Below are 20,148 nucleotides of genomic sequence, written 5' to 3'. Positions count from 1 at the left end.
ACCGGGCCGGTGGTCAGGGACGAGCGTGCGGCAGCGTTTGGCACGGGCGGGTCCTGACGCACATGCGGGCGCATGTGCGCTGGCATGGTGCCTCACCGAGGCACACGGTTATGCATGGCTGAGGCATTCGCCACTGTCGCGCGGGCCGCTGCGTGCGCCGTCGCTGTAGCCGTCGCGCGATCTGGTGCGGGTCCCTTCCGTAAACGGGTCGAACTGTCCCATGCGCGCGCCGTCGGTATATGGATCGGGCTTGCGCATGCCGTCACGGTACGGATCAAAGTCACGGACCGCGCACACTGACATGCCCTGGCGCGCCACCACGGACAACATCGTGGCCTCGGTCGCGGGCCCGTGCGCTCCGTCGGTGAAGGCGTCGCGCTGTCCGTGGCGGACATGCGCGGCAGTCCGCGTGGCTTCGTCACCCGCCCCGGCGTGGGCGGTCGGGCTCGCGCCGACCGCCAGTGCGGCAAGTGCGGTGACGGTGAGCAGGGTCTCGGCAAACTTCTTATGCATTGCTATCTCCAACCGGGGATGCCGGCAGCGTGGCCGCTGCGGTCCCTCATGCAGGCGATCACCAACGGAATGCACGGGCCGCACGGGATCGCCTTGGCCGTGCGGGCCGATTGCCCGGCGCCTGCCGGCTGCCCTCCCATCGCGGCAGCGGTGCGGCGCCTGACTCCTGGATCAGGAAGATGCGGGTGTGGGGGGGGCGGGCGCGCATGGCGCCCCGCTTCAGTCGCTCAACGTCAGTGCAGCCATCCGAACATCGCGAGCAGCGGCACCAGCGGCATTAGCGGCGACAGCGCCGGCGACGGCATCAGCCGCGCCGGACTGCGCCAGCGTGCCGCCAGGCCCGCCGACACGCGGTCGGCGGCCAGCTGCACCGCGGTGCGCCAGAGCGCCGCATCCGGCGCCTGGCGGCCGCGCAGGGAGCGCGCCAGCGACAACGCGCGTCCCAGCTCGCGCGCCGGCGCGCCGTGATCGTGGTCCAGCTCGCGCAGCGAGGCCAGCCACGACTCCCAGTTCGCGTGTGAATGACAGAAGACGTAGAGCAGCAGCAGCGCCGGCGGCAGCAGCACCGCGCCGGTGGGCGCGATGCGCTCGCGCAGCATGCGTCGCAGCCATGGCGGCAGCGCACGTCGCGGCAGGCGCGCGCGACGGGCTTCGTCGGCATGCCGGCTGGACGGGCGAGACCACTGCTGCAACGAACGCATGGCACGGCTCCTCGAGGAGGCGGACCGCCACGAAGGGGTCCTGTGACAAGTTGAGGGTTGCATTGTCCGGCCCGGGGCCGGCGCGCGCATGAGGCCGTGGTCCCGGGCCGGCTGCTGCGACGCCCGGGTTTCCGGGACAAGTGCCCCGGGGGAGCGCCGGCGGGTGGCGCATGGCAGACGCGCGCCTCGACCGCGCGGGCCGCGTCAGACAAAAAAGCCCCGGGACACGCCTTGCGGCGCCGTCCCGGGGCTTGCAGCGGCGGGCACCAGGCCCGCCCGCTTCAGATCTCGACCTTGGTACCCAGCTCCACCACCCGGTTGGCCGGGATCTGGAAGAAATCTGACGGCTTGGCGCCGTTCTGATGCATCCAGGCGAACAAGCTTTCGCGCCACATCGGCATGCCCGGCAGCTTGGACGGAATCACCGATTCGCGCGCGATGAAGAACGAGGTTTCCATCAGCTCGAAATGCATGCCGAGCTTGCGGTCGGCCAGGTCCAGCACCTTCTGCACGTCCGGCGTTTCCTTGAAGCCGTATTCCGACTTCAGGATAAAGACGCCGCCGCCCAGGTCCTTGCAGCTCAGGCGATGATCGTCGTCGACATACGGCACGTCGCGCGTGATGAAGTGCAGGAACACCACGCGCTCGTGCAGCACGCGGTTATGCTTGAGGTTGTGCAGCAGCGACACCGGCACCGACTCGGTGTTGCCGGTCAGGAACACCGCGGTGCCCTCGACGCGGTGCGGCGGGTGCGCCAGCAGGCCGGCGATGAACGGCTCCAGCGGGATGCCGTCTTCCAGGCTGCGCGCGCGCAGCAGCTTGCGGCCGCTGTACCAGGTCATCAGCATGAAGAAGGCCATGCTGCCCAGCAGCAGCGGGAACCAGCCGCCTTCGGCGACCTTGAGCAGGTTGGCGGCAAAGAACGACAGGTCGACCAGCAGGAAGCCCGCGCCGACCAGTACCACCAGCGCCGTGTTCCACTTCCACACATTGCGCATGCACACCGCCGCCAGGATGCTGGTGATGACCATGGTCGTGGTCACGGCGATGCCGTAGGCCGCCGCCAGGTTCTCGGACTTCTTGAACGAGATCACCACGCCGATCACCAGCACCAGCAGCAGCCAGTTGACCACCGGCAGGTAGATCTGGCCGATCTCCGCGGCCGAGGTGTAGCGCACGCGCATGCGCGGCACAAAGCCCAGCTGGATCGCCTGGCTGGTCAGCGAGAAGGCGCCGGAGATGACCGCCTGCGAGGCGATCACCGTCGCGCAGGTGGCCAGCAGCACCATCGGGATCAGCAGCGGCTCCGGCACCATCAGGTAGAACGGGTTCTCGGCGCCGGCGGGGTTTTGCAGCAGCATCGCGCCCTGGCCGAAGTAGTTCAGCATCAGGCACGGCATCACCAGGATGAACCAGCCGAGGCGGATCGGCCGCGCGCCGAAATGGCCCATGTCGACGTACAGCGCCTCGGCCCCGGTCAGCACCAGGAACACCGAGCCCAGCACGATAAAGGCCTGCAGCGCATGCTCGACCAGGAAGGTGATGCCGTACAGCGGATTGACCGCCTTGAGGATTTCCGGCGCCTGGACCAGGTTGAACACGCCCAGCGCACCCAGCGTCACGAACCAGGCCGTCATGATCGGACCGAACAGCTTGCCCACCGCGTGGGTGCCATGCCGCTGGATCAGGAACAGCCCGGCCAGGATGGCCAGAGTGATCGGTATCACGAATTGCGACAGCTGCGGCGCCGCGATCTCCAGCCCTTCCACCGCCGACAGCACCGAGATCGCCGGCGTGATGACCGCATCGCCATAGAACATGCAGGCGCCGAAGATGCCGAGCATCATCAGGATCTTTGCCTTGCCCGAGCGCGGCGCCACGGTACGCAGCACCAGCGCCATCAGCGCCAGCACCCCGCCCTCGCCGTCGTTGTCGGCGCGCATCACGAACACCACGTACTTGATCGAGACCACGATGATCATGGCCCAGAACAGCATCGAGATGACTCCCAGCACGGCGTCGGGGCTGAAGGCGATGCCATGTTCCTTGCTGAAGCACTCCTTGAGCGCGTACAGCGGGCTGGTGCCGATGTCGCCGAAGACGACGCCGACCGCGCCGAGCACCAGGGCGCGTGTACTGGGACTCTCGACGAAATAATGGCTGGTTGTGGACTGGGTAGTCATGAGATTGGGTCTGCCCGGCCGGCTTGCCGGCAGTTTTGTTGGCTCTGGCAGCCGCCACCCGGCGCGGGGTGCCGACTGCTGCGACCGTTTTCCGGCGCTTTTTGCGTTCTATTGCATTGCACAAACCCGCGCAATTCTAGATGAACTGCCCGCGAACGACCACTCCGGTGATCCGGATGCCGTTTTCGTGACCGAGCAAGCATGGGAGGGAAGTGGCCGGTGGTCAAGGCCCGGGTAAGCAATAAAGCGTGTCCTTGCGCCCGCAAGGGCCGTTGTGGCACAACAACATTTGTGCCTCAGGCGGCACCCAGGAGGGGCCTATACGCCGAGGTAACGATCCAGCGCTTCCGGCTTGCCGGCCAGGTCGGCCGCCGGGCCAGCCAGTACCACCCGGCCTTTTTCCAGCACCACGGCGCGGTCGGCGTGCGCCAGCACCGAGCGGAAGTTGCGGTCTACCACCACCGAAGCGATCCCGGTGGCGCGCACCGTGGCGATGACTTCCCAGATCTCGCGCACGATGCGCGGGGCCAGCCCTTCGGTGGCTTCGTCCAGCACCAGGCAGTCGGGATTGGTCATCAGCGCGCGGCCGATCGACAGCATCTGCTGCTCGCCGCCGGACAGTTGCTGGCCGCCATGCGAGAGGCGCTCCTTCAGGCGCGGGAACAGGTCGAGCACACGCGCCTCGTCCCAGTCGTTGCGGCCATTGCTGCCCTTGCGGGCGGCCATCAGCAGGTTTTCACGCACCGACAGGCTGGGGAAAATGCCCCGCCCTTCCGGCACGTAGGCGACGCCGAGGCGCGCCACCTCGTAAGGCTGCGCCCGCGACATGTCGCGGCCGGCCACGCGGATCTGCCCCTGGCGCTGGCGCACGTGGCCCAGCAGCGTGCGCAACAGCGTGCTCTTGCCCATGCCGTTGCGCCCCAGCAGGCCCACGGTCTCGCCCACGCCCACGGTGAAATCGATGCCGCGCAGCACATGGCTGGAGCCGTACCAGGCGTTGATGCCGGTGGCTTCGATCATCGGTGTGCTGGTGAGTGTGCTAGTAGGCGTACTCATGCGGCCTCGTTTTCTTCTTCGCCCAGGTAGGCAAGCTGGACTTCGCGGTTGGACCGGATCGCCTCGGGCGTGCCGGTGGCGATCACCGCGCCGTTGACCATCACGGTGATACGGTCGGCAACCGAGAACACCGCGTCCATGTCGTGTTCGACCAGCAGGATGGCATGGCCCTCGCGCAGGCCGCGCAGCAGCCCGAGCATGCGCGTCGATTCCTCGGCGCCCATGCCGGCGAGCGGCTCGTCGAGCAGCAGCGCAACCGGCTGCGTAGCCAGGCACATCGCCACCTCGAGCTGGCGCTTCTGGCCATGCGCCAGGTCGCTGGCGCGCCGGTCCGCCAGCGGCGCCAGGCCGGCGCGCTCCATCGCCTCGTCGGCCAGCGTGGCGCTGGTGCGGCAGCCCTGCGCGCTTTCCCACAGGCGCCAGGCCCGCTGCGCGCGCGACTGCGCGGCCAGCCGGCAGTTCTCGCGCACGGTCAGCGGCAGGAAGATGTTGTTGCGCTGGTAGCTGCGCCCCACGCCGTGCCGTGCCAGCCGCGGCTGCGACCAGCCGGTGACCTCCTCGCCCTTCAGAAACAGGCGCCCTGACGTGGGCGGCAGCTCGCACGACAGCATGTTGATCAGCGTGGACTTGCCCGCGCCATTGGTGCCGATCACGGCATGGATCTCATGCAGCGCCAGCGACAGGTCGACGCCGGCCACGGCAGTAAGGCCGCCAAAGCGGCGCGTGAGCTGCTGCGCCTGCAATACCGGGGTGTTCATGCGGCCTCCGTATTTCGCGCGTTGCCATCATTGGTCTCGCTGGCTTCGCTCCCCTGCCCGCCATTGTGCCTCCCGGTCTTGCCGCGGCGCCCGTGCCGCAGCACCGCGGGCAGGCTCACCAGCCCCCGCGGCAGCAGCGCGACGGCAACGATGATGAAGCCGCCCATCACGAGCTGCCAGTGCTTGGTCAGCGTGCTGAACCATTCGGCCAGCAGCACGAACGAAAACGCCCCCAGCACCGCCCCGGCAAGGCTGCCGACACCGCCCAGGATCACCATCAGCATGGCGTTGCCCGACTGGTGCCACGACGCGATCTCCGGGTTGACGAAGCCGAACTGGATCGCATAGAGGAAGCCGGCCAGCCCCGCCAGCACCCCGCCGGCGACAAAGGCGCCTAGCTGGTACCGATAGGTGGCATAGCCGGCGGCGCGCATGCGCTGCTCGTTATGGCGGATGCCCACCAGCGCATGGCCGAAGCGCGAACGCAGCACCAGCGCCAGCAGCGCGACCGTGGCCACCAGGCCCGCCCACACCAGCCAGTAGAAGTGCGTGGGGTCGGTGACGGTCAGCAACTGCTCGCCCGGCACCGGGAATTCCGGGCGGAAATAGATATAGGTGCCGTCGCTGCCGCCCGCGAGCTTGGTGTCATGGAAGACGAAGTAGACCATCTGCGCGAAGGCCAGCGTCACCATGATGAAATACACGCCGCGCGTGCGCAGCACCAGCGCGCCCACCACCAGCGCCAGCCCGGCCGAGGCGGCCAGCGCGCCGGCCAGCAGCAGCCAGCCGTTGCCCGGCCCGGATTGCGGCGCGAGCATCGCGGTGGCGTAGGCCGCCATGGCGAAGTACGCGGCATGCCCCAGGCTCACCAGCCCGGTATAGCCGATCAGCAGCTGCAGCGACAGCGCGAAGATCGCCATGATCATCACCTTGCTGAGCAGCTCGATATAGAACTTGTGGCTGTCCGCGGTCAGCAGCAGCGGCAGCACCGCCAGCACGGAGAAGGCCACCAGCCAGCCCAGCGCGGCAAGCAGCGCGGCATTGCCGCGGGAATGCCGGCGCGCCGGCAATGTCGTCGGATTCATGTCAGCCCGCCTTGAACAGCCCCTGCGGCTTCCACAGCAGGATCACCGCCATCAGCAGGTAGATCAGCACGCCGGCCGCCTCCTGCCAGAACACCTTGCCAAAGGTATCGACGAAGCCCAGCAGCAGCGAGGCCACCAGCGCGCCCTTGACCGAGCCGATACCGCCGATCACCACCACCACGAAGCACACGATCAGCACCTGCCCGCCCATGCCCGGATACACCGACGACACCGGCGCCGAGATCATCCCCGCCAGCACCGCCAGCGCCACGCCCAGCGCGAACACGAAGCGGTACAGCACGGTGATGTTGATGCCGAGCGACTGCACCATCTCGCGGTTGGTCGCGCCCGCGCGGATCATCATGCCCAGCCGCGTGCGCCGGATCACGTAGTACATGGCCGCGGCCACCGCCAGGCACACCGCGGAGATAAAGAGCCGGTACACCGGGTACGTCATGTCGTTGCCGATCGGCAGCGCGCCGTCGAGCAGCGCCGGCACCTGCACGCCGTGCACATCGTCGCCGACCAGGATGCTGCGCAGCTCTTCGAACACCAGGATCAGGCCGTAGGTCATCAGCACCTGCTGCAGGTGGTCGCGCTCGTACAGGTAGCTGAAGAAGGCCCACTCCAGCACGTAGCCGAACACCACCGCCAGCACGATGCCGAGCGGGATCGCGATAAACAGGTTGCCGGTCAGCCCGGCGAGCGTGAAGGCAAGGTATGCGCCCAGCATATAGAAGCTGCCGTGCGCCAGGTTGATCACGCCCATGATGCCGAAGATGAGCGTCAGGCCGCTGGCGACCAGGAACAGCAGCAGGCCGTACTGCACGCTGTTCAGGCACTGGATGAGGAAGGAGACGATGTCCATGCGGGCACTTCTGCAGACTACGACAGGGAAGACGGTTTTGGGTGCGCCAAAGCCGCCCGAACTTGCCTGAGCAAGGTGTTCTCCCTCTCCCCGCATGGGGAGAGGGGTGGGGTGAAGGGTGGTTTAGCCAGGTACCAGATCAAGCGGAGCCTTCGGTCTTGAATCGATGGGCGTCAGCCTTTGACCCGCATGCCCTCACCCCCTGCCCCTCTCCCGCAGGCGGGAGAGGGGAGCAAACACGCGGGTATTGAAGCGCTTACAGCCTGCACCCACGCGCCGGATCCGCCAGCGCCTTCACCGCCACCGAGCTGACCTTGTTCTCGCGCCCGTCCACCTTGCGCAGGTAGAAATCCTGCACCGGGTTGTGCGCCTTCGACAGCGTAAAGGCACCGCGCGGGCTGTCGATCTTGGCCGAGCCCATGGCCTTGTACAGGTCCGCCTTGCGCGTCATGTCGCCCTTGACCGCACTGGCACCGGCCGCGAGCAGCTGTGCCGCGTCATACCCCTGCACCGCGTAGACGTCGGGCTGCAGCTTGAAGGTCTTGGCGTAGTCCAGCCGGAAGTTCTTGTCGCGCGCATTGCTCAGGCCGTCCGCGTAGTGCAGCGTCGTTTCCAGCCCCTGCGCGGCGTTGCCCTGCGCTTCCAGCGTGCCGTCGGTCAGGAAGCCCGAGCCGTACAGCGCGATCTTGTCCTTCAGCCCCGCCGCGGCCCAGTCCTTGACGAACTTGACCGCGCCGCCGCCGGCAAAGAACACGAACACGGCATCCGGCTTGAGCGAAGCCACCTCGGTGATCAGCGCCTGGAATTCGACGTTGGGGAAGGGCAGGCTCAGCTCCTTCACCACCTTGCCGCCCTTGGCCTCGAAGGCCTCCTTGAAGCCCTTGACCGACTGCTCGCCGGCGGCGTATTTCCACGTCAGCGTCACCACCTTCTTGAGCCCGCGCTCGGCCAGCACCTGGCCCATCGCATAGCCCGGCTGCCAGTTCGAGAATGAAGTGCGGAAGATGTTCGGGCCGCACAGCGGACCGGTGGCTTCATCGACGCCGGCGTTGGGGATGATCAGCAGCGTGTTGTTTTCCTTGGCGACCTTGACGATGCCCATCTGCACGCCCGAATGCACCGTGCCGACCACCACGTCGACCTGGTCGCGCTTGACCAGCTTGGTGGCGTTTTCCGGGGCCTTGGCGGGGTCGGATTCATCGTCGACCTTGAAGTATTCGATCTCGCGGCCGCCGAGCTTGCCGCCCTGCTGCTGCACATACATGCGGAAGCCGTTCTCGATGGCGGTGCCGAGCGCCGCGTACGTGCCGGTGTACGGCAGCATGAAGCCGACCCTGATCTTGCCGCCCGGCGCGGGCTGGGCTGGCGGGGCGGGCTGGGCCGAGGCGCCGGCCATGGCAAACACGGTGGCGGCGGCAAGGCAGGCAGGCGCGAGCCCGCGCGGTGTGAAGCGACGCATCAATGTCTCCTGGTGGTCAAGCCGGCGGCTTACCGGACCGTTGCCGGTCCCCCTGCCGCTGCCGTGGCCTGCGACGGCGCATGCTGCGCCGCGGACCCTGCGGAGCGGGCGGGAAGCCCAATTATTTTAGGTATGAAGTATGTGTGTTTATATGCCGAACCGCGGCCTGCGTCAACGCCTCAGGCTGGTCGCGGTGTGGCGAATGCCCGCATCGCGCGAGTTTAAGCAACGTGGTTTGTGGGGCATATCGATGGATACCCTCGATCTGCGCCATGGTGCCGTACTCGTCGTCTTCGCCCTGCACCGCCAGCACCGGGCCCGTCAGCCCCGACAGCAGCGGACGCAGGTCCCACTGGCGGAAATCCGGGTCGAGCCAGATATCGTTCCAGCCCCAGAAGGCGGATTCGACGTCGTCATGATGGCGCCCCAGCCGCTGGCGCAGGTCGGTGTCGAGATAGACCTGGCGCGTGGCGGCGATGCTGCTTACTGACAGGTCTTCCACCACGATATGCGGCGCGAGCACGGTGATGCCGTCCAGCGCCTGCGGGAAGCTGGCGGCATAGATCAGCGCGATGGAAGCGCCATCGCTGTGCCCCATCAGCCAGGGCACGCCATGCTTGCGGCCGGGCCCGATATCGAGCGCGTCGAACAATGCCGGCAACGCCTCGCGCGCCTGGCGGTGCATGAAATCGGGGCGCCATTTCTCGGCATGCGGGCGCGGCGTGGAACGGCCGTAGCCGTAGCGTGAGAACACCAGCCCGCGATAGTCGCCGGCCTCGCAGAAATCGCGCGGGAAATCGCGCCACATGCTGACCGAGCCCAGGCCTTCGTGCAGGAAGACCACCAGCGGACGCTGCGTGCGCTCGGGGCGCAGCCACTGGTATTCGATCTGGATACGGCGTTCGTCGAAGGGGATTTCCACCAGGCTGGTGGGCATCGGCATCTTGTCGTCTGGCATCGCTTCAGGAAGGAGTTGTCTGGGACTGGCGCGCGGCTTCCTCGCGCTGGCGCAGCCGGAAACGCTGGATCTTGCCGGTGGCGGTCTTGGGCAGTTCCGGCACGCATTCGATCTGGCGCGGGTACTTGTACGGCGCGAGGCGCGCCTTGATGAACGCCTGCAGCTCCGCGGCCATGCCGTCCTGCCATTGCTGGCCCGGCCGCAGCACGACGAAGGCCTTGGGCTTGACCAGCTCGTCGGCATCGGCCACGCCGATCACCGCGGCTTCGAGCACGGCCGGGTGCAGCGCCAGCGCGGCTTCGACCTCGAACGGCGAGACGTAGATGCCGCCGACCTTGAGCATGTCGTCGCTGCGCCCTGCATAGGTGTAGTAGCCGTCGGCATCGCGCAGGTACTTGTCGCCGCTGCGCGTCCATTCGCCGACAAAGGTGTCGCGGGTCTTGTCGCGATTGCACCAGTACATCAGCGCCGCGCTCGGTCCCTTGATGTAGAGGTCGCCGATCTCGCCAGGCGCGCACGGTTCGCCGCGCTCGTCCAGCAGCTTCAGTTCGTAGCCCGGGACGGCCATGCCCGTGGTGCCGTAGCGCACCTCGCCGGGCCGGTTCGACAGGAAGATATGCAGCATCTCCGTGGAGCCGATGCCATCCAGGATGTCGCAGCCGAAATGCGCCAGGAAACGCTCGCCGATATCGCGCGGCAATGCCTCGCCGGCGGAGGTGCACACGCGCAGGGCCACGTCGCTGCGCACGGGCAGGTCGGACGCGGCGAGCATGCCGGCGAACAATGTCGGCACGCCGAAAAACACTGTTGGCCGCTGCTCCCGCAGTCGCCGGGACACCGCCGTCGGCGTGGGCCGTTCGGCCATCAGCACGGTGGTCGCGCCAACCGACATCGGGAAGGTCAGCGCATTGCCCAGCCCGTAGGCGAAGAACAGCTTGGCGGCCGAGAACACGACGTCGTCCTCGCGAATGCCGAGCACCTGGCGGGCATAGAGATCGGCGGTGTAGAACAGGTTGCCGTGGGTATGCACCGTGCCCTTGGGGCGGCCGGTCGAGCCCGACGAATAGAGCCAGAACGCCATGTCATCGGGGCCGGTGCGCGCGACCGGCGCCGGCGAGCGGGTGCGCGCCAGCATCGCGCCCACGCTGCATGCCGGCGCCGCATCGCCATGCGGGGCGGCCTGGATCACCATCGGCGACAGGCCGCTCTTGTCGATCGCTGCCTGCATCACCGGCAACAGCGGCGTCGATACCACCACTGCGCGGGCGCCGCTGTGCGCGAGCATGTACGCATAGTCGTCCGCGGTCAGCAGCGTGTTGACCGCCACCGGCACCACCCCGGCCAGCAGGCAGCCGAGAAACACCGTGGGGAAGTCGACAGTATCGAGCGCGCACAGCAGCAGCCGCTCTTCCTGCCGGAATCCCGCATCGCGCAGCGCGCCGCCAAAGCGGCGGGCGCGGGCATCGAGCGCGGCGTAGGTCAGCGAAGTGGCGTCGTCGACATAGGCGACCTTGTCGCCCCGCCCTGCCTCGAGGTTGCGCGAAAGCAGGTCTTCGGCGGCGTTGTAGCGCGTCGGCAGCACCGCGACGGTGCCGTCCGGCGCTGCAGTGCGGGCAATGGCGGCGGTATTCGGGGGCGTCATGTCTCCACTCCTTGGTGTCGCATGCCGCGCGCTGCCTGGACCGGTAGCTACGCGCCAGGCGCCAGGCCAGTCGCTGTTATCTCGATGTCCGGATCACTTGCGTGCCGGCATCCGCTTTGCGATGCATTTTATTTCATATCAACTATTATGCAAGCAAGGGGATGCACTATAAGACAGCGCCTTGCGGGGAGCCGCCGGGCGGGAGCCCGAAGCACCACAGGGCGCGGCAACCCTGCTCGTATAATGCGCCCTTGCTTTTTGCCAGGCGGCCCAGGCGCCGCCCGGCCAACATGACCTTCGACACCATGCGCCGCGACCCAGCCCCGCTGCCTGCCACCGACCCCGACGCCCGCCCCGCGCGCGAAGCGTCCGCGCCGGCCGCCAATGCCGAGCGCGACCCTTACCTGACCCAACTGGGCGACCGCATCCGCTCGCTGCGCGCCTCGCGCGGCATGTCGCGCAAAGACCTGGCGCGCGGCGCCGGCGTGTCCGAGCGCTACCTCGCCAACCTCGAAACCGGCACCGGCAATGCCTCGGTGCTGCTGCTGCGCCAGGTGGCCGGCGCGCTCGACGTGCCGCTGCCGGTGGTGCTGGCCGAGGTGGACGGCCCGAACGGCTTGAACGGCCAGCAGGCGACGGAGTTCGCGCAGATGGTGCAATGGCTGGCGCAACTGCCGGCCGCGGACCTCGCGCGCGTGCGTGAAGCCTGCCGCCATGCGCTGGCGCCTGAAGAATCCGGTGACGCGCGCCACCGCCGCATCGCGCTGATCGGCCTGCGCGGCGCCGGCAAGTCCACGCTGGGCCGCGCGCTGGCGGCCGCGCGCGACGTGCCCTTCGTCGAACTGAACACCGTGATCGAGCAGGAAGCCGGCGCCAGCCTGTCCGAAATCCATTCGCTGTATGGCCAGGCCGCCTACCGCCGCTACGAGATGCGTGCGCTGGAACGCACGCTGCGCGAGAACGAGCGCATGGTGCTGGCCACGCCGGGCAGCCTGGTGTCGGAGCCGGGCACCTTCAACCTGCTGCTGGCGCACTGCTACACCATCTGGGTGCGCACCTCGCCGGAAGAGCACATGGCGCGCGTGGTGGCCCAGGGCGACATGCGCCCGATGGAAGGCAACCGCGAGGCCATGGCCGACCTGCGCCGCATCCTGCAGGCGCGCACGCCGCTGTACGCCCGCGCCGATATCTCGATCGACACCAGCGGCCTGGATGCCGCGACCTCGCTGCAACAGCTGCGCGCACAACTGCAGGCCGCGGGCGCCTGACCTCGCTTTACCCGCTCTCACCCCGCACGCGTTGCGCGCGCGGGGCAATCAGGCATTGCGCCGCGCCCTCCTCTGCACTATATTTCATCAAAAGCCGCAAGGCACTATAGTGCATCAAGGAGACAGCCATGTCCGCGCCGGCACCCGCCCCCGAAGCCCCCGTTCCCGTCACGTTCGAGCGCCATCCCGACCAGTACCGCCACTGGAAGCTCAGCTTCAACGGCCCAGTCGCCACGCTGGCGATGGACGTCGACGAGGAAGCCGGCCTGTGGCCCGGCTACGCGCTTAAGCTGAATTCGTACGACCTCGGCGTCGACATCGAACTGCATGACGCGCTGCAGCGCATCCGCTTCGAGCATCCCGAAGTGCGCACCGTGGTGCTGACCAGCGCGCGCGAGCGCATCTTCTGCTCCGGCGCCAATATCTTCATGCTGGGCCAGTCGTCGCACGCGTGGAAGGTCAACTTCTGCAAGTTCACCAACGAGACCCGCAACGCCATCGAGGATGCCAGCGAGCATTCCGGGCTGAAATTCATTGCCGCCTGCAACGGCACCACCGCCGGCGGCGGCTACGAGCTGGCGCTGGCCTGCGACGAGATCGTGCTGGTCGACGACCGCTCTTCCGCGGTCAGCCTGCCCGAAGTGCCATTGCTGGGCGTGCTGCCCGGCACCGGGGGCCTGACCCGGGTGACCGACAAGCGCAAGGTCCGGCGCGACCATGCCGACATCTTCTGCACCACCACCGAGGGCGTGCGCGGCCAGCGCGCAAAGGACTGGAAGCTGGTCGATGAAGTGGTCAAGCCGGCCCGCTTCGCCGAGTACGTCGCCGAGCGCGCCGCGGCACTGGCCGCCGCCAGCGACCGCCCGCAGGGCCACCACGGCATCACGCTGACGCCGCTATCGCGCACGGTCGAGCCCGACGGCTACCGCTACGAGACCGTGCGCGTGCATATCGATCCCGCGGCACGCAAGGCCACGCTCACCATATTCGGCCCCGACAAGCACCAGCCCGCCGATCTGGCCGGCGTGGTCGCCGCCGGCGCGCAATGGTGGCCGCTGAAGATGGCGCGCGAGCTCGACGATGCCATCCTGACGCTGCGCACCAACCACCTCGGCATCGGCATCTGGGTGCTGAAAACCGATGGCGACCCGGCGCAGGTGCTGGCCGCCGATGCGCTGCTGGAAGCCAATGCCGGCCACTGGTTCGTGCGCGAGACCATCGGCATGCTGCGCCGCACGCTGGCGCGGCTGGACGTGTCGTCGCGCAGCCTGATCGCGCTGATCGAGCAGGATTCGTGCTTCGCCGGCACGCTGCTGGAACTGGCGCTGGCGGCTGACCGCAGCTACATGCTGCACCTGCCCGACGCGCCCGACGACGCGCCGCGCATCTTTGTTTCGCCAGTCAACTTCGGCCGCTACCCGATGCCGAACGGGCAAGACCGGCTGGCCGCGCGCTTCTATGGCGACGAGACCGCGCTGGCCGCGGTGCGCGAACACGTCGGCGCCCCGCTCGACGCGCTCAGCGCCGACTCGCTCGGCCTGATCACCGCCGCGCCGGACGATATCGACTGGGAAGACGAAATCCGCATCGCGCTGGAAGAGCGCGCCAGCCTGTCGCCGGACGCACTCACCGGCATGGAAGCGAACCTGCGCTTCGGCGGCGCCGAGAACATGGCAACGCGCATCTTCGGCCGGCTGACCGCGTGGCAGAACTGGATCTTCCAGCGGCCCAACGCCGTCGGCGAGAACGGCGCGCTGAAGGTGTTCGGCACCGGCAACAAGGCGCGCTTCGACTGGGACCGGGTGTAGCGCCCTGCCCCCTGCCCCGCGCAAGGACAACGAGGAGACACCGTGAGCATCGACTACAGCCAGAAGATCCCCAACAACGTCAACCTGTCAGACGACCGCGCGCTGCAACGCGCGCTCGAGCACTGGCAGCCCGCCTTCCTCGACTGGTGGCGCGACATGGGGCCCGATGGCTCGCACAACTTCGACGTGTACCTGCGCACCGCGGTGTCGGTGGACCCGTCGGGCTGGGCGCATTTCGAGCACGTCAAGATGCCCGACTACCGCTGGGGCATCTTCCTGCAGCCGGCCGACCCGGAGCGCAGGATCCATTTCGGCGAACACAAGGGCGAAGCCGCGTGGCACGATGTGCCCGGCGAGCACCGCGCCAACCTGCGCCGCATCATCGTCACGCAGGGCGACACCGAGCCGGCATCGGTCGAGCAGCAACGGCACCTGGGCCTGACCGCGCCCAGCCTGTACGACCTGCGCAACCTGTTCCAGGTGAACGTGGAAGAAGGCCGCCACCTGTGGGCCATGGTCTACCTGCTGCACCGCTACTTCGGCCGCGACGGCCGCGAGGAAGCCGAGGCGCTGCTGGAGCGCCGCTCCGGCGACCAGGACAACCCGCGCATCCTCGGCGCCTTCAACGAGCGCACGCCGGACTGGCTGTCGTTCTTCATGTTCACCTACTTCACCGACCGCGACGGCAAGTTCCAGCTGTGTGCGCTGGCCGAGTCGGGCTTCGATCCGCTCGCGCGCACCACGCGCTTCATGCTGACCGAGGAAGCGCACCACATGTTCGTCGGCGAATCGGGCGTATCGCGCGTGATCCAGCGCACCTGCGAGGTCATGCGCGAGCGCGGCATCGAAGATCCGGAACAGGTGCGCGCCGCCGGCGTGATCGACCTGGAGACGATCCAGCGCTACCTGAACTTCCACTACAGCGTGACCATCGACCTGTTTGGCGCGGACCAGTCGTCTAACGCTGCCACCTTCTACAGCGCCGGCCTGAAGGGCCGCTTCGAGGAAGGCAAGCGCGCCGACGACCATGTACTCAAGGGCGATGTCTACCGTGTGCTGGAAGTGCGCGACGGCCGCCTGGGCGAGCGCGAGGTGCCGATGCTCAATGCTCTCAATGAAGTGCTGCGCGACGACTACATCAAGGACAGCATGGGCGGCGTGGCGCGCTGGAACAAGGTGATCGAGAAAGCCGGCATCTCCTTCCGCCTGACCGTGCCGCACAAGGCCTTCAACCGCAAGATCGGCACGCTGGCCAACGTGCATGTGTCGCCGCAGGGAGAACTGATCTCAGAGGCCGAGTGGAAGGCCAACGAACGCAAGTGGCTCGCCACGGACGAGGACCGCGCCTTTGTCGCCAGCCTGATGGGCCGCGTGGTCGAGCCCGGCAAGTACGCCAACTGGATCGCGCCGCCGGCGGTGGGTATCAATCGCCAGCCGATGGATTTCGAGTACGTGCGTTTCAACTGAACCAGGCAAGAAGCCGGCAAGGAGATACCGGACTAACCGGAGATAAGAGCAATGGGCGCCCCCGACATCATCAAGCAGCACCTGATCGACCCGGAAATCTGCATCCGCTGCAATACCTGCGAGGACACCTGCCCGATCGACGCCATCACCCACGACGACCGCAATTACGTGGTCAAGGCCGAGGTCTGCAACGGCTGCAATGCCTGCCTGTCGCCGTGCCCGACCGGCGCCATCGACAACTGGCGCACCATGCCGCGCGGCGACGCCTATACCATCGAGGCGCAGCTGTTGTGGGACGAACTGCCGGCCGAGGTGCCGTTGCCGGAGCTGGACACTGCGATCGAAAACACCGCGGCCGCGGCGCCCGCTACGGCGGCGCCTGACGTGAGCATCCAGGCGGTCGAAGCCAGCCGCCACACCTCGCAGCGCGCGCCATGGTCGGCGGCGCACCCGTATGTGAACCTGCACGGCGTGCGGGCGCCGGTCGCCGCGACGGTGGCCGGCAACTACCGGCTCACCGCCGACGACGCCTCCAGCGATATCCACCATATCGTGCTGGACTTCGGCACCCATTTCTTCCCGATCCTCGAAGGCCAGTCGATCGGCATCGTGCCGCCGGGCACCGACGCCGCGGGCAAGCCGCACTACATCCGCATGTACTCGGTGGCCAGCCCGCGCGACGGCGAGCGCCCCGGCTACAACAACCTCGCGCTGACGGTAAAGCGGGTCGACCAGGACCATGACGGCCGGCCGGTGCGCGGCGTGGCATCCAGCTACCTGTGCGACCTGGCCAAGGGCGACACCGTGCAGGTGGTGGGTCCGTTCGGCACCACCTTCCTGATGCCCAACCACGCCGAAGCCAGCGTGATGATGATCTGCACCGGCACGGGCTCCGCACCCATGCGCGCCATGACCGAGCGCATGCGCCGCAACCTGGCGCACTTCAGCGGGCGCCGGATGCTGTTCTTCGGCGCCCGCAATGCCAACGAACTGCCCTACTTCGGCCCGCTGCTCAAACTGCCCAGGGATTTCCTCGACATCCACTTCGCCTTTTCGCGCGATCCCGATACACCGCGCCGCTATGTGCAGGACGCCATCCGCGAGGCGGCCGATGCCGTGGCGACCCTGCTGGCGGACCCGAACGGCCATGTCTACATCTGCGGACTGAAAGGGATGGAGGAAGGCGTTCTGGCCGCCTTCAACGCGGTCTGTGCCGGCGCCGGCCGCAGCTGGGCGGAACTGGAAGCCATCATGAAAGCCGAGGGCCGGCTGCATATCGAGACCTATTAGCCGGCACGCCTGTCTAACCGGAACCGGCCCGCCAGCATCCGGCGGGCCGGACCTTTTTGCCCCAAACACTTCCCTTCTGAAATCGTTCGCCTATAATCTTTCTGAAGAAACAGGAGCAAGGCGATGCAATCCAGGCGGATCCCGGAAACAGACCCCGCCGGCGGCCCCGACCCCGGCACCACGCTGACCAAGGCGGTAATGCGTGCCGCCGGCTTCCTTGGCATCAGCCAGGCGGTGGTGGCAAGCGTGCTGGGGATCAGCACGGCTTCGGTATCGCGCATGGCATCCGGCGGCTATGTACTCGACGCGCACCGCAAGGAGTGGGAATTCGGCGTGCTCTTTGTACGCCTGTTCCGCTCGCTGGACGCAATCCTCGGCCATGGCGACCAGGCGCGGCTGTGGCTGACGCATGAAAACCTGGCACTGGGCGGCAAGCCCATCGAAATGATCCGCACAACGGAAGGTCTGGTCCGTGTCGTTCACTACCTGGACGCCACCCGCGGTCGCATCTGAGCGCCGGCAGTTCGCGCTCACGTTGTGGCGGGCGGTGGAAGCCCAGCACGTTGTCTCCACCATGCCGCTGGTCGACAGCCTCGAAGAACAGGCCGTGCTGGAAGCCGTGCTCGATGCCGGCAAACCTGCGGTACCGGTCGAGGCACGCCACCTGCACTATCTGCTGTTCACCCCCTTTCGCTACCCGCCGTCTCCCTGGGGTTCGCGCTTCCGTGCCGCGCAGGATCCCGGCGTGTTTTACGGCGCCGCGGAGATCCGCACGGCCTGCGCGGAGCTGGGCTACTGGCGCTGGCGCTTCCTTAACGACAGTCCGGCGCTGCCGGGCATCGACGCGCGCGCGCAGACGCTGTTCGAAGTGCGCATCGCCACCGACGGCGTGGCGCTCGACGCCCCGCCCTTCGACCGCGATCGCGATGCCTGGACCGATCCCGACCGGCACGAACCCTGCCAGGCCTTCGGCCGCGTCGTGCGCGAAGCCGGCCTCGGCATGATCCGCTACACCTCGGTACGCGACCCGCATCACGGCCTGTGCGGCGCCGTGCTGACGCCGCGCGCTTTCGCCCACCCGCAGCCACTGGCAACCACCACCTGGATGCTGACCGTGCGCCCCGACCGCGTGATCTGGCAGCGCGACGACCTGCAGCAGCGCGACAGCTTCGAGTTCGCCGCCACGCTGTGGCAGCGCACAAGCGATAGTCCGGGCGAGGGCTGAACCTGTTCGCGCTCGCGGCGATCTAATCGTTGTGGCACGCGGGTTTTCGCGGCGCTTGGCGATACTTCCAGTCAGGTGTTGCAATGCGCAACCAGGTGCCCTATAATCTTTTCTTCGACGGACGCGGGGTGGAGCAGTCTGGCAGCTCGTCGGGCTCATAACCCGAAGGTCGCAGGTTCAAATCCTGCCCCCGCAACCAACCGCTGATGATGCGGTTGGACACTGCAAGTCATCCGATCCGATTCGGTCCCATTCGGTCCGCTCGACAGACAAACCCGCCACTGGCGGGTTTTTTGTTTTGGCCGCGCCGTTTTGCGCAGCCTCAGCACACACGCCGGCAGCATCATCGGTGCGGCATGCAACCGACCTCACCGTGCTGCCCTGCTGACCCGCCGCGGCGCCCTCCGCGAGGGTGATACACTTTCGCCATTCCTCCCGGACGCCCCTCATGAAATTCTGCTCGAACTGTGGCCATGCGGTCGTGTTGCGTGTGCCTGACGGCGACAACCGCCCGCGCAGTGTCTGCGACAGCTGCGGCACCATCCACTACGTCAACCCGCGCAATGTCGTGGGAACGATTCCGGTCTGGGAAGACAAGATCCTGATCTGCAAGCGCGCGATCGAGCCGCGCTATGGCTCCTGGACCCTGCCCGCCGGCTTCATGGAAATCGGCGAGACCACCGCGCAGGCCGCCGCGCGCGAGACGCTGGAAGAAGCCGGCGCGCGCGTGCAGGTGGGCGAGCTGTTCTCGATCCTCAATGTGCCGCATGTGCACCAGGTCCACCTGTTCTACCTGGCCACGCTGGACGACCTGGACATCGCGCCGGGCGAGGAAAGCCTGGAGGTCAAGCTGGTGGAAGAGGCCGACGTGCCGTGGGACGAACTGGCGTTCCCGACCGTGATCCACACGCTGCGCTGCTTCTTCGCCGACCGCGCCGCCGGCCGGCTGCAGGACGGCAGCTTCCGGCTGCATAGCCTGGATATCGACAAGCCCATGCGCCCGCTGACCAGCCGGGCCACGGTCACGCCCTGAGCGCCGGCCGGCGCGCGCAACACCCGGCACGGCCCTCATGATCGCCTGGCTGGAGCCGCACGACCCGTTTCCTCCGGTGGAGGAGGCGCTCGGGCCCGATTCCGACGCGCCCGGCTTGCTGGCGGCTAGCCGCGACCTGTCGCCCCAGCGCCTGCTGCTGGCGTACCGGCAAGGCATCTTTCCGTGGTATTCGAGTGGCCAGCCGGTGCTGTGGTGGAGCACCGACCCCCGCATGGTGCTGGCGCCGCAGGCATTGCGCGTGTCGGTGACGCTGCGCAAGACGCTGCGCCGCGTGCTGCGCGACGCGGACTGGGAAATCCGCGTCGACGACGATTTCGCGGCGGTGATGCGCGCCTGCGCCACCACGCCGCGCGACGGGCAGGACGGCACCTGGATCACCGGCGACATCATCGCCGCCTATGGCACGCTGCACCGCAACGGCCTGGCGCATTCGGTCGAGACCTGGTTCCGCGGCGAGCGTGTCGGCGGCTTGTACGGCGTGGCGCTGGGACGGATGTTCTTCGGCGAGTCGATGTTCGCGCACCGCACCGACGCCTCCAAGATCGCGCTGGCGGCGCTGTGCGCCTTCCTCGGCAACCACGGCGTGGCGATGATAGACTGCCAGCAGGAGACCGACCACCTGGCCTCGCTGGGCGCCAGCCCGATCCCCCGCGCGCAGTTCGTGGCACATGTGCGCGCGGCGGCGCTGCAGCCCGCGATCCACCCGTGGCGGTTCGACAAGTCGGTGCTGGAGTGCTGGGCCGGAACGCCAGCCGCGCCAGCCGGTTGAATCCCGGGAAGGACGCCGCCCCCGCCAAACGTCCGCCCGCATCG

At 67.7% G+C, this 20,148-nt stretch carries 18 protein-coding genes and 1 tRNA gene; 9 read left to right on the top strand and 10 right to left on the bottom strand.

Features of this window, described 5'->3' with window-relative positions; genetic code table 11:
• Positions 1-108: 108 nt before the first annotated feature.
• The 10 genes from E0W60_RS17055 to E0W60_RS17010 all read right to left on the bottom strand — a co-directional run bounded on the left by E0W60_RS17055 (position 109) and on the right by E0W60_RS17010 (position 11,223).
• On the bottom strand, positions 109-513 hold the full coding sequence (locus E0W60_RS17055; protein ID WP_135705019.1) for a hypothetical protein: 405 nt from the start codon (positions 511-513) through the stop codon (positions 109-111).
• A gap of 233 nt (positions 514-746) precedes the next feature.
• Positions 747-1,214, bottom strand: coding sequence for a hypothetical protein (locus E0W60_RS17050; protein WP_240745949.1), 468 nt, complete (start codon positions 1,212-1,214; stop codon positions 747-749).
• A gap of 281 nt (positions 1,215-1,495) precedes the next feature.
• Positions 1,496-3,397 (bottom strand): potassium transporter Kup, encoded by a 1,902-nt coding sequence (locus tag E0W60_RS17045; protein ID WP_135705018.1) that lies wholly within the window; start codon positions 3,395-3,397, stop codon positions 1,496-1,498.
• 318 nt (positions 3,398-3,715) lie between these two features.
• A complete protein-coding gene (locus E0W60_RS17040; RefSeq protein WP_135705017.1) occupies positions 3,716-4,453 on the bottom strand; it encodes an ABC transporter ATP-binding protein in 738 nt (245 codons plus the stop codon).
• The gene (locus E0W60_RS17035) at positions 4,450-5,211 is read right to left on the bottom strand and encodes an ABC transporter ATP-binding protein (RefSeq protein ID WP_135705016.1); all 762 of its coding nucleotides are present in this window, start codon (positions 5,209-5,211) and stop codon (positions 4,450-4,452) included. Before E0W60_RS17035 ends, E0W60_RS17040 begins: the two co-directional genes overlap by 4 nt.
• Positions 5,208-6,296 carry a branched-chain amino acid ABC transporter permease gene (locus tag E0W60_RS17030; RefSeq protein WP_133096825.1) on the bottom strand — a complete coding sequence of 363 codons (1,089 nt, stop codon included), beginning with the start codon at positions 6,294-6,296 and terminating at the stop codon, positions 5,208-5,210. Before E0W60_RS17030 ends, E0W60_RS17035 begins: the two co-directional genes overlap by 4 nt.
• A 1-nt stretch (position 6,297) precedes the next feature.
• The gene (locus E0W60_RS17025; RefSeq protein WP_063238635.1) at positions 6,298-7,164 is read right to left on the bottom strand and encodes a branched-chain amino acid ABC transporter permease; all 867 of its coding nucleotides are present in this window, start codon (positions 7,162-7,164) and stop codon (positions 6,298-6,300) included.
• A 256-nt stretch (positions 7,165-7,420) separates the two neighbouring features.
• Entirely contained in the window at positions 7,421-8,623 is a 1,203-nt protein-coding gene (locus tag E0W60_RS17020) for an ABC transporter substrate-binding protein (RefSeq protein WP_135705015.1), read from the bottom strand.
• A 121-nt stretch (positions 8,624-8,744) separates the two neighbouring features.
• The gene (locus E0W60_RS17015; RefSeq protein ID WP_195429524.1) at positions 8,745-9,560 is read right to left on the bottom strand and encodes an alpha/beta fold hydrolase; all 816 of its coding nucleotides are present in this window, start codon (positions 9,558-9,560) and stop codon (positions 8,745-8,747) included.
• A gap of 25 nt (positions 9,561-9,585) precedes the next feature.
• Positions 9,586-11,223 (bottom strand): benzoate-CoA ligase family protein, encoded by a 1,638-nt coding sequence (locus tag E0W60_RS17010; RefSeq protein WP_135705014.1) that lies wholly within the window; start codon positions 11,221-11,223, stop codon positions 9,586-9,588.
• Positions 11,224-11,528: 305 nt separating this feature from the next.
• On the opposite strand from E0W60_RS17010, the gene E0W60_RS17005 reads away from it, so the two are divergent.
• The 9 genes from E0W60_RS17005 (at position 11,529) to aat (ending at position 20,104) form a co-directional block, all read left to right on the top strand.
• A complete protein-coding gene (locus E0W60_RS17005) occupies positions 11,529-12,491 on the top strand; it encodes a helix-turn-helix transcriptional regulator (protein WP_135706244.1) in 963 nt (320 codons plus the stop codon).
• Positions 12,492-12,619: 128 nt separating this feature from the next.
• A complete protein-coding gene (gene boxC / locus E0W60_RS17000) occupies positions 12,620-14,299 on the top strand; it encodes a 2,3-epoxybenzoyl-CoA dihydrolase (RefSeq protein ID WP_133096821.1) in 1,680 nt (559 codons plus the stop codon).
• Positions 14,300-14,341: 42 nt separating this feature from the next.
• Positions 14,342-15,766: a benzoyl-CoA 2,3-epoxidase subunit BoxB gene (gene boxB / locus E0W60_RS16995; RefSeq protein ID WP_135705013.1), complete on the top strand. Its 1,425-nt coding sequence runs from the start codon at positions 14,342-14,344 to the stop codon at positions 15,764-15,766.
• A 51-nt stretch (positions 15,767-15,817) separates the two neighbouring features.
• Positions 15,818-17,056, top strand: coding sequence for a benzoyl-CoA 2,3-epoxidase subunit BoxA (gene boxA / locus E0W60_RS16990; protein WP_135705012.1), 1,239 nt, complete (start codon positions 15,818-15,820; stop codon positions 17,054-17,056).
• Positions 17,057-17,179: 123 nt separating this feature from the next.
• Positions 17,180-17,569 (top strand): MbcA/ParS/Xre antitoxin family protein, encoded by a 390-nt coding sequence (locus E0W60_RS16985; protein ID WP_063238628.1) that lies wholly within the window; start codon positions 17,180-17,182, stop codon positions 17,567-17,569.
• Entirely contained in the window at positions 17,529-18,281 is a 753-nt protein-coding gene (locus tag E0W60_RS16980) for an RES family NAD+ phosphorylase (protein WP_133096818.1), read from the top strand. The genes E0W60_RS16985 and E0W60_RS16980 overlap by 41 nt, the downstream gene beginning before the upstream one ends.
• A 122-nt stretch (positions 18,282-18,403) precedes the next feature.
• Positions 18,404-18,480 (top strand) — tRNA-Met (locus E0W60_RS16975).
• A gap of 249 nt (positions 18,481-18,729) precedes the next feature.
• The gene (locus tag E0W60_RS16970) at positions 18,730-19,314 is read left to right on the top strand and encodes an NUDIX hydrolase (protein WP_135705011.1); all 585 of its coding nucleotides are present in this window, start codon (positions 18,730-18,732) and stop codon (positions 19,312-19,314) included.
• Between the two features lie 37 nt (positions 19,315-19,351).
• Positions 19,352-20,104, top strand: a complete 753-nt coding sequence (gene aat, locus E0W60_RS16965) for a leucyl/phenylalanyl-tRNA--protein transferase (RefSeq protein WP_133096816.1) — start codon at positions 19,352-19,354, stop codon at positions 20,102-20,104.
• Positions 20,105-20,148: the final 44 nt, after the last annotated feature.

The organism is Cupriavidus oxalaticus, assembly GCF_004768545.1.
GTDB lineage: Bacteria > Pseudomonadota > Gammaproteobacteria > Burkholderiales > Burkholderiaceae > Cupriavidus > Cupriavidus oxalaticus_A.
Note: the sequence above shows the minus strand (reverse complement) of the source record. Positions and strands in the feature narration are given on the sequence as shown.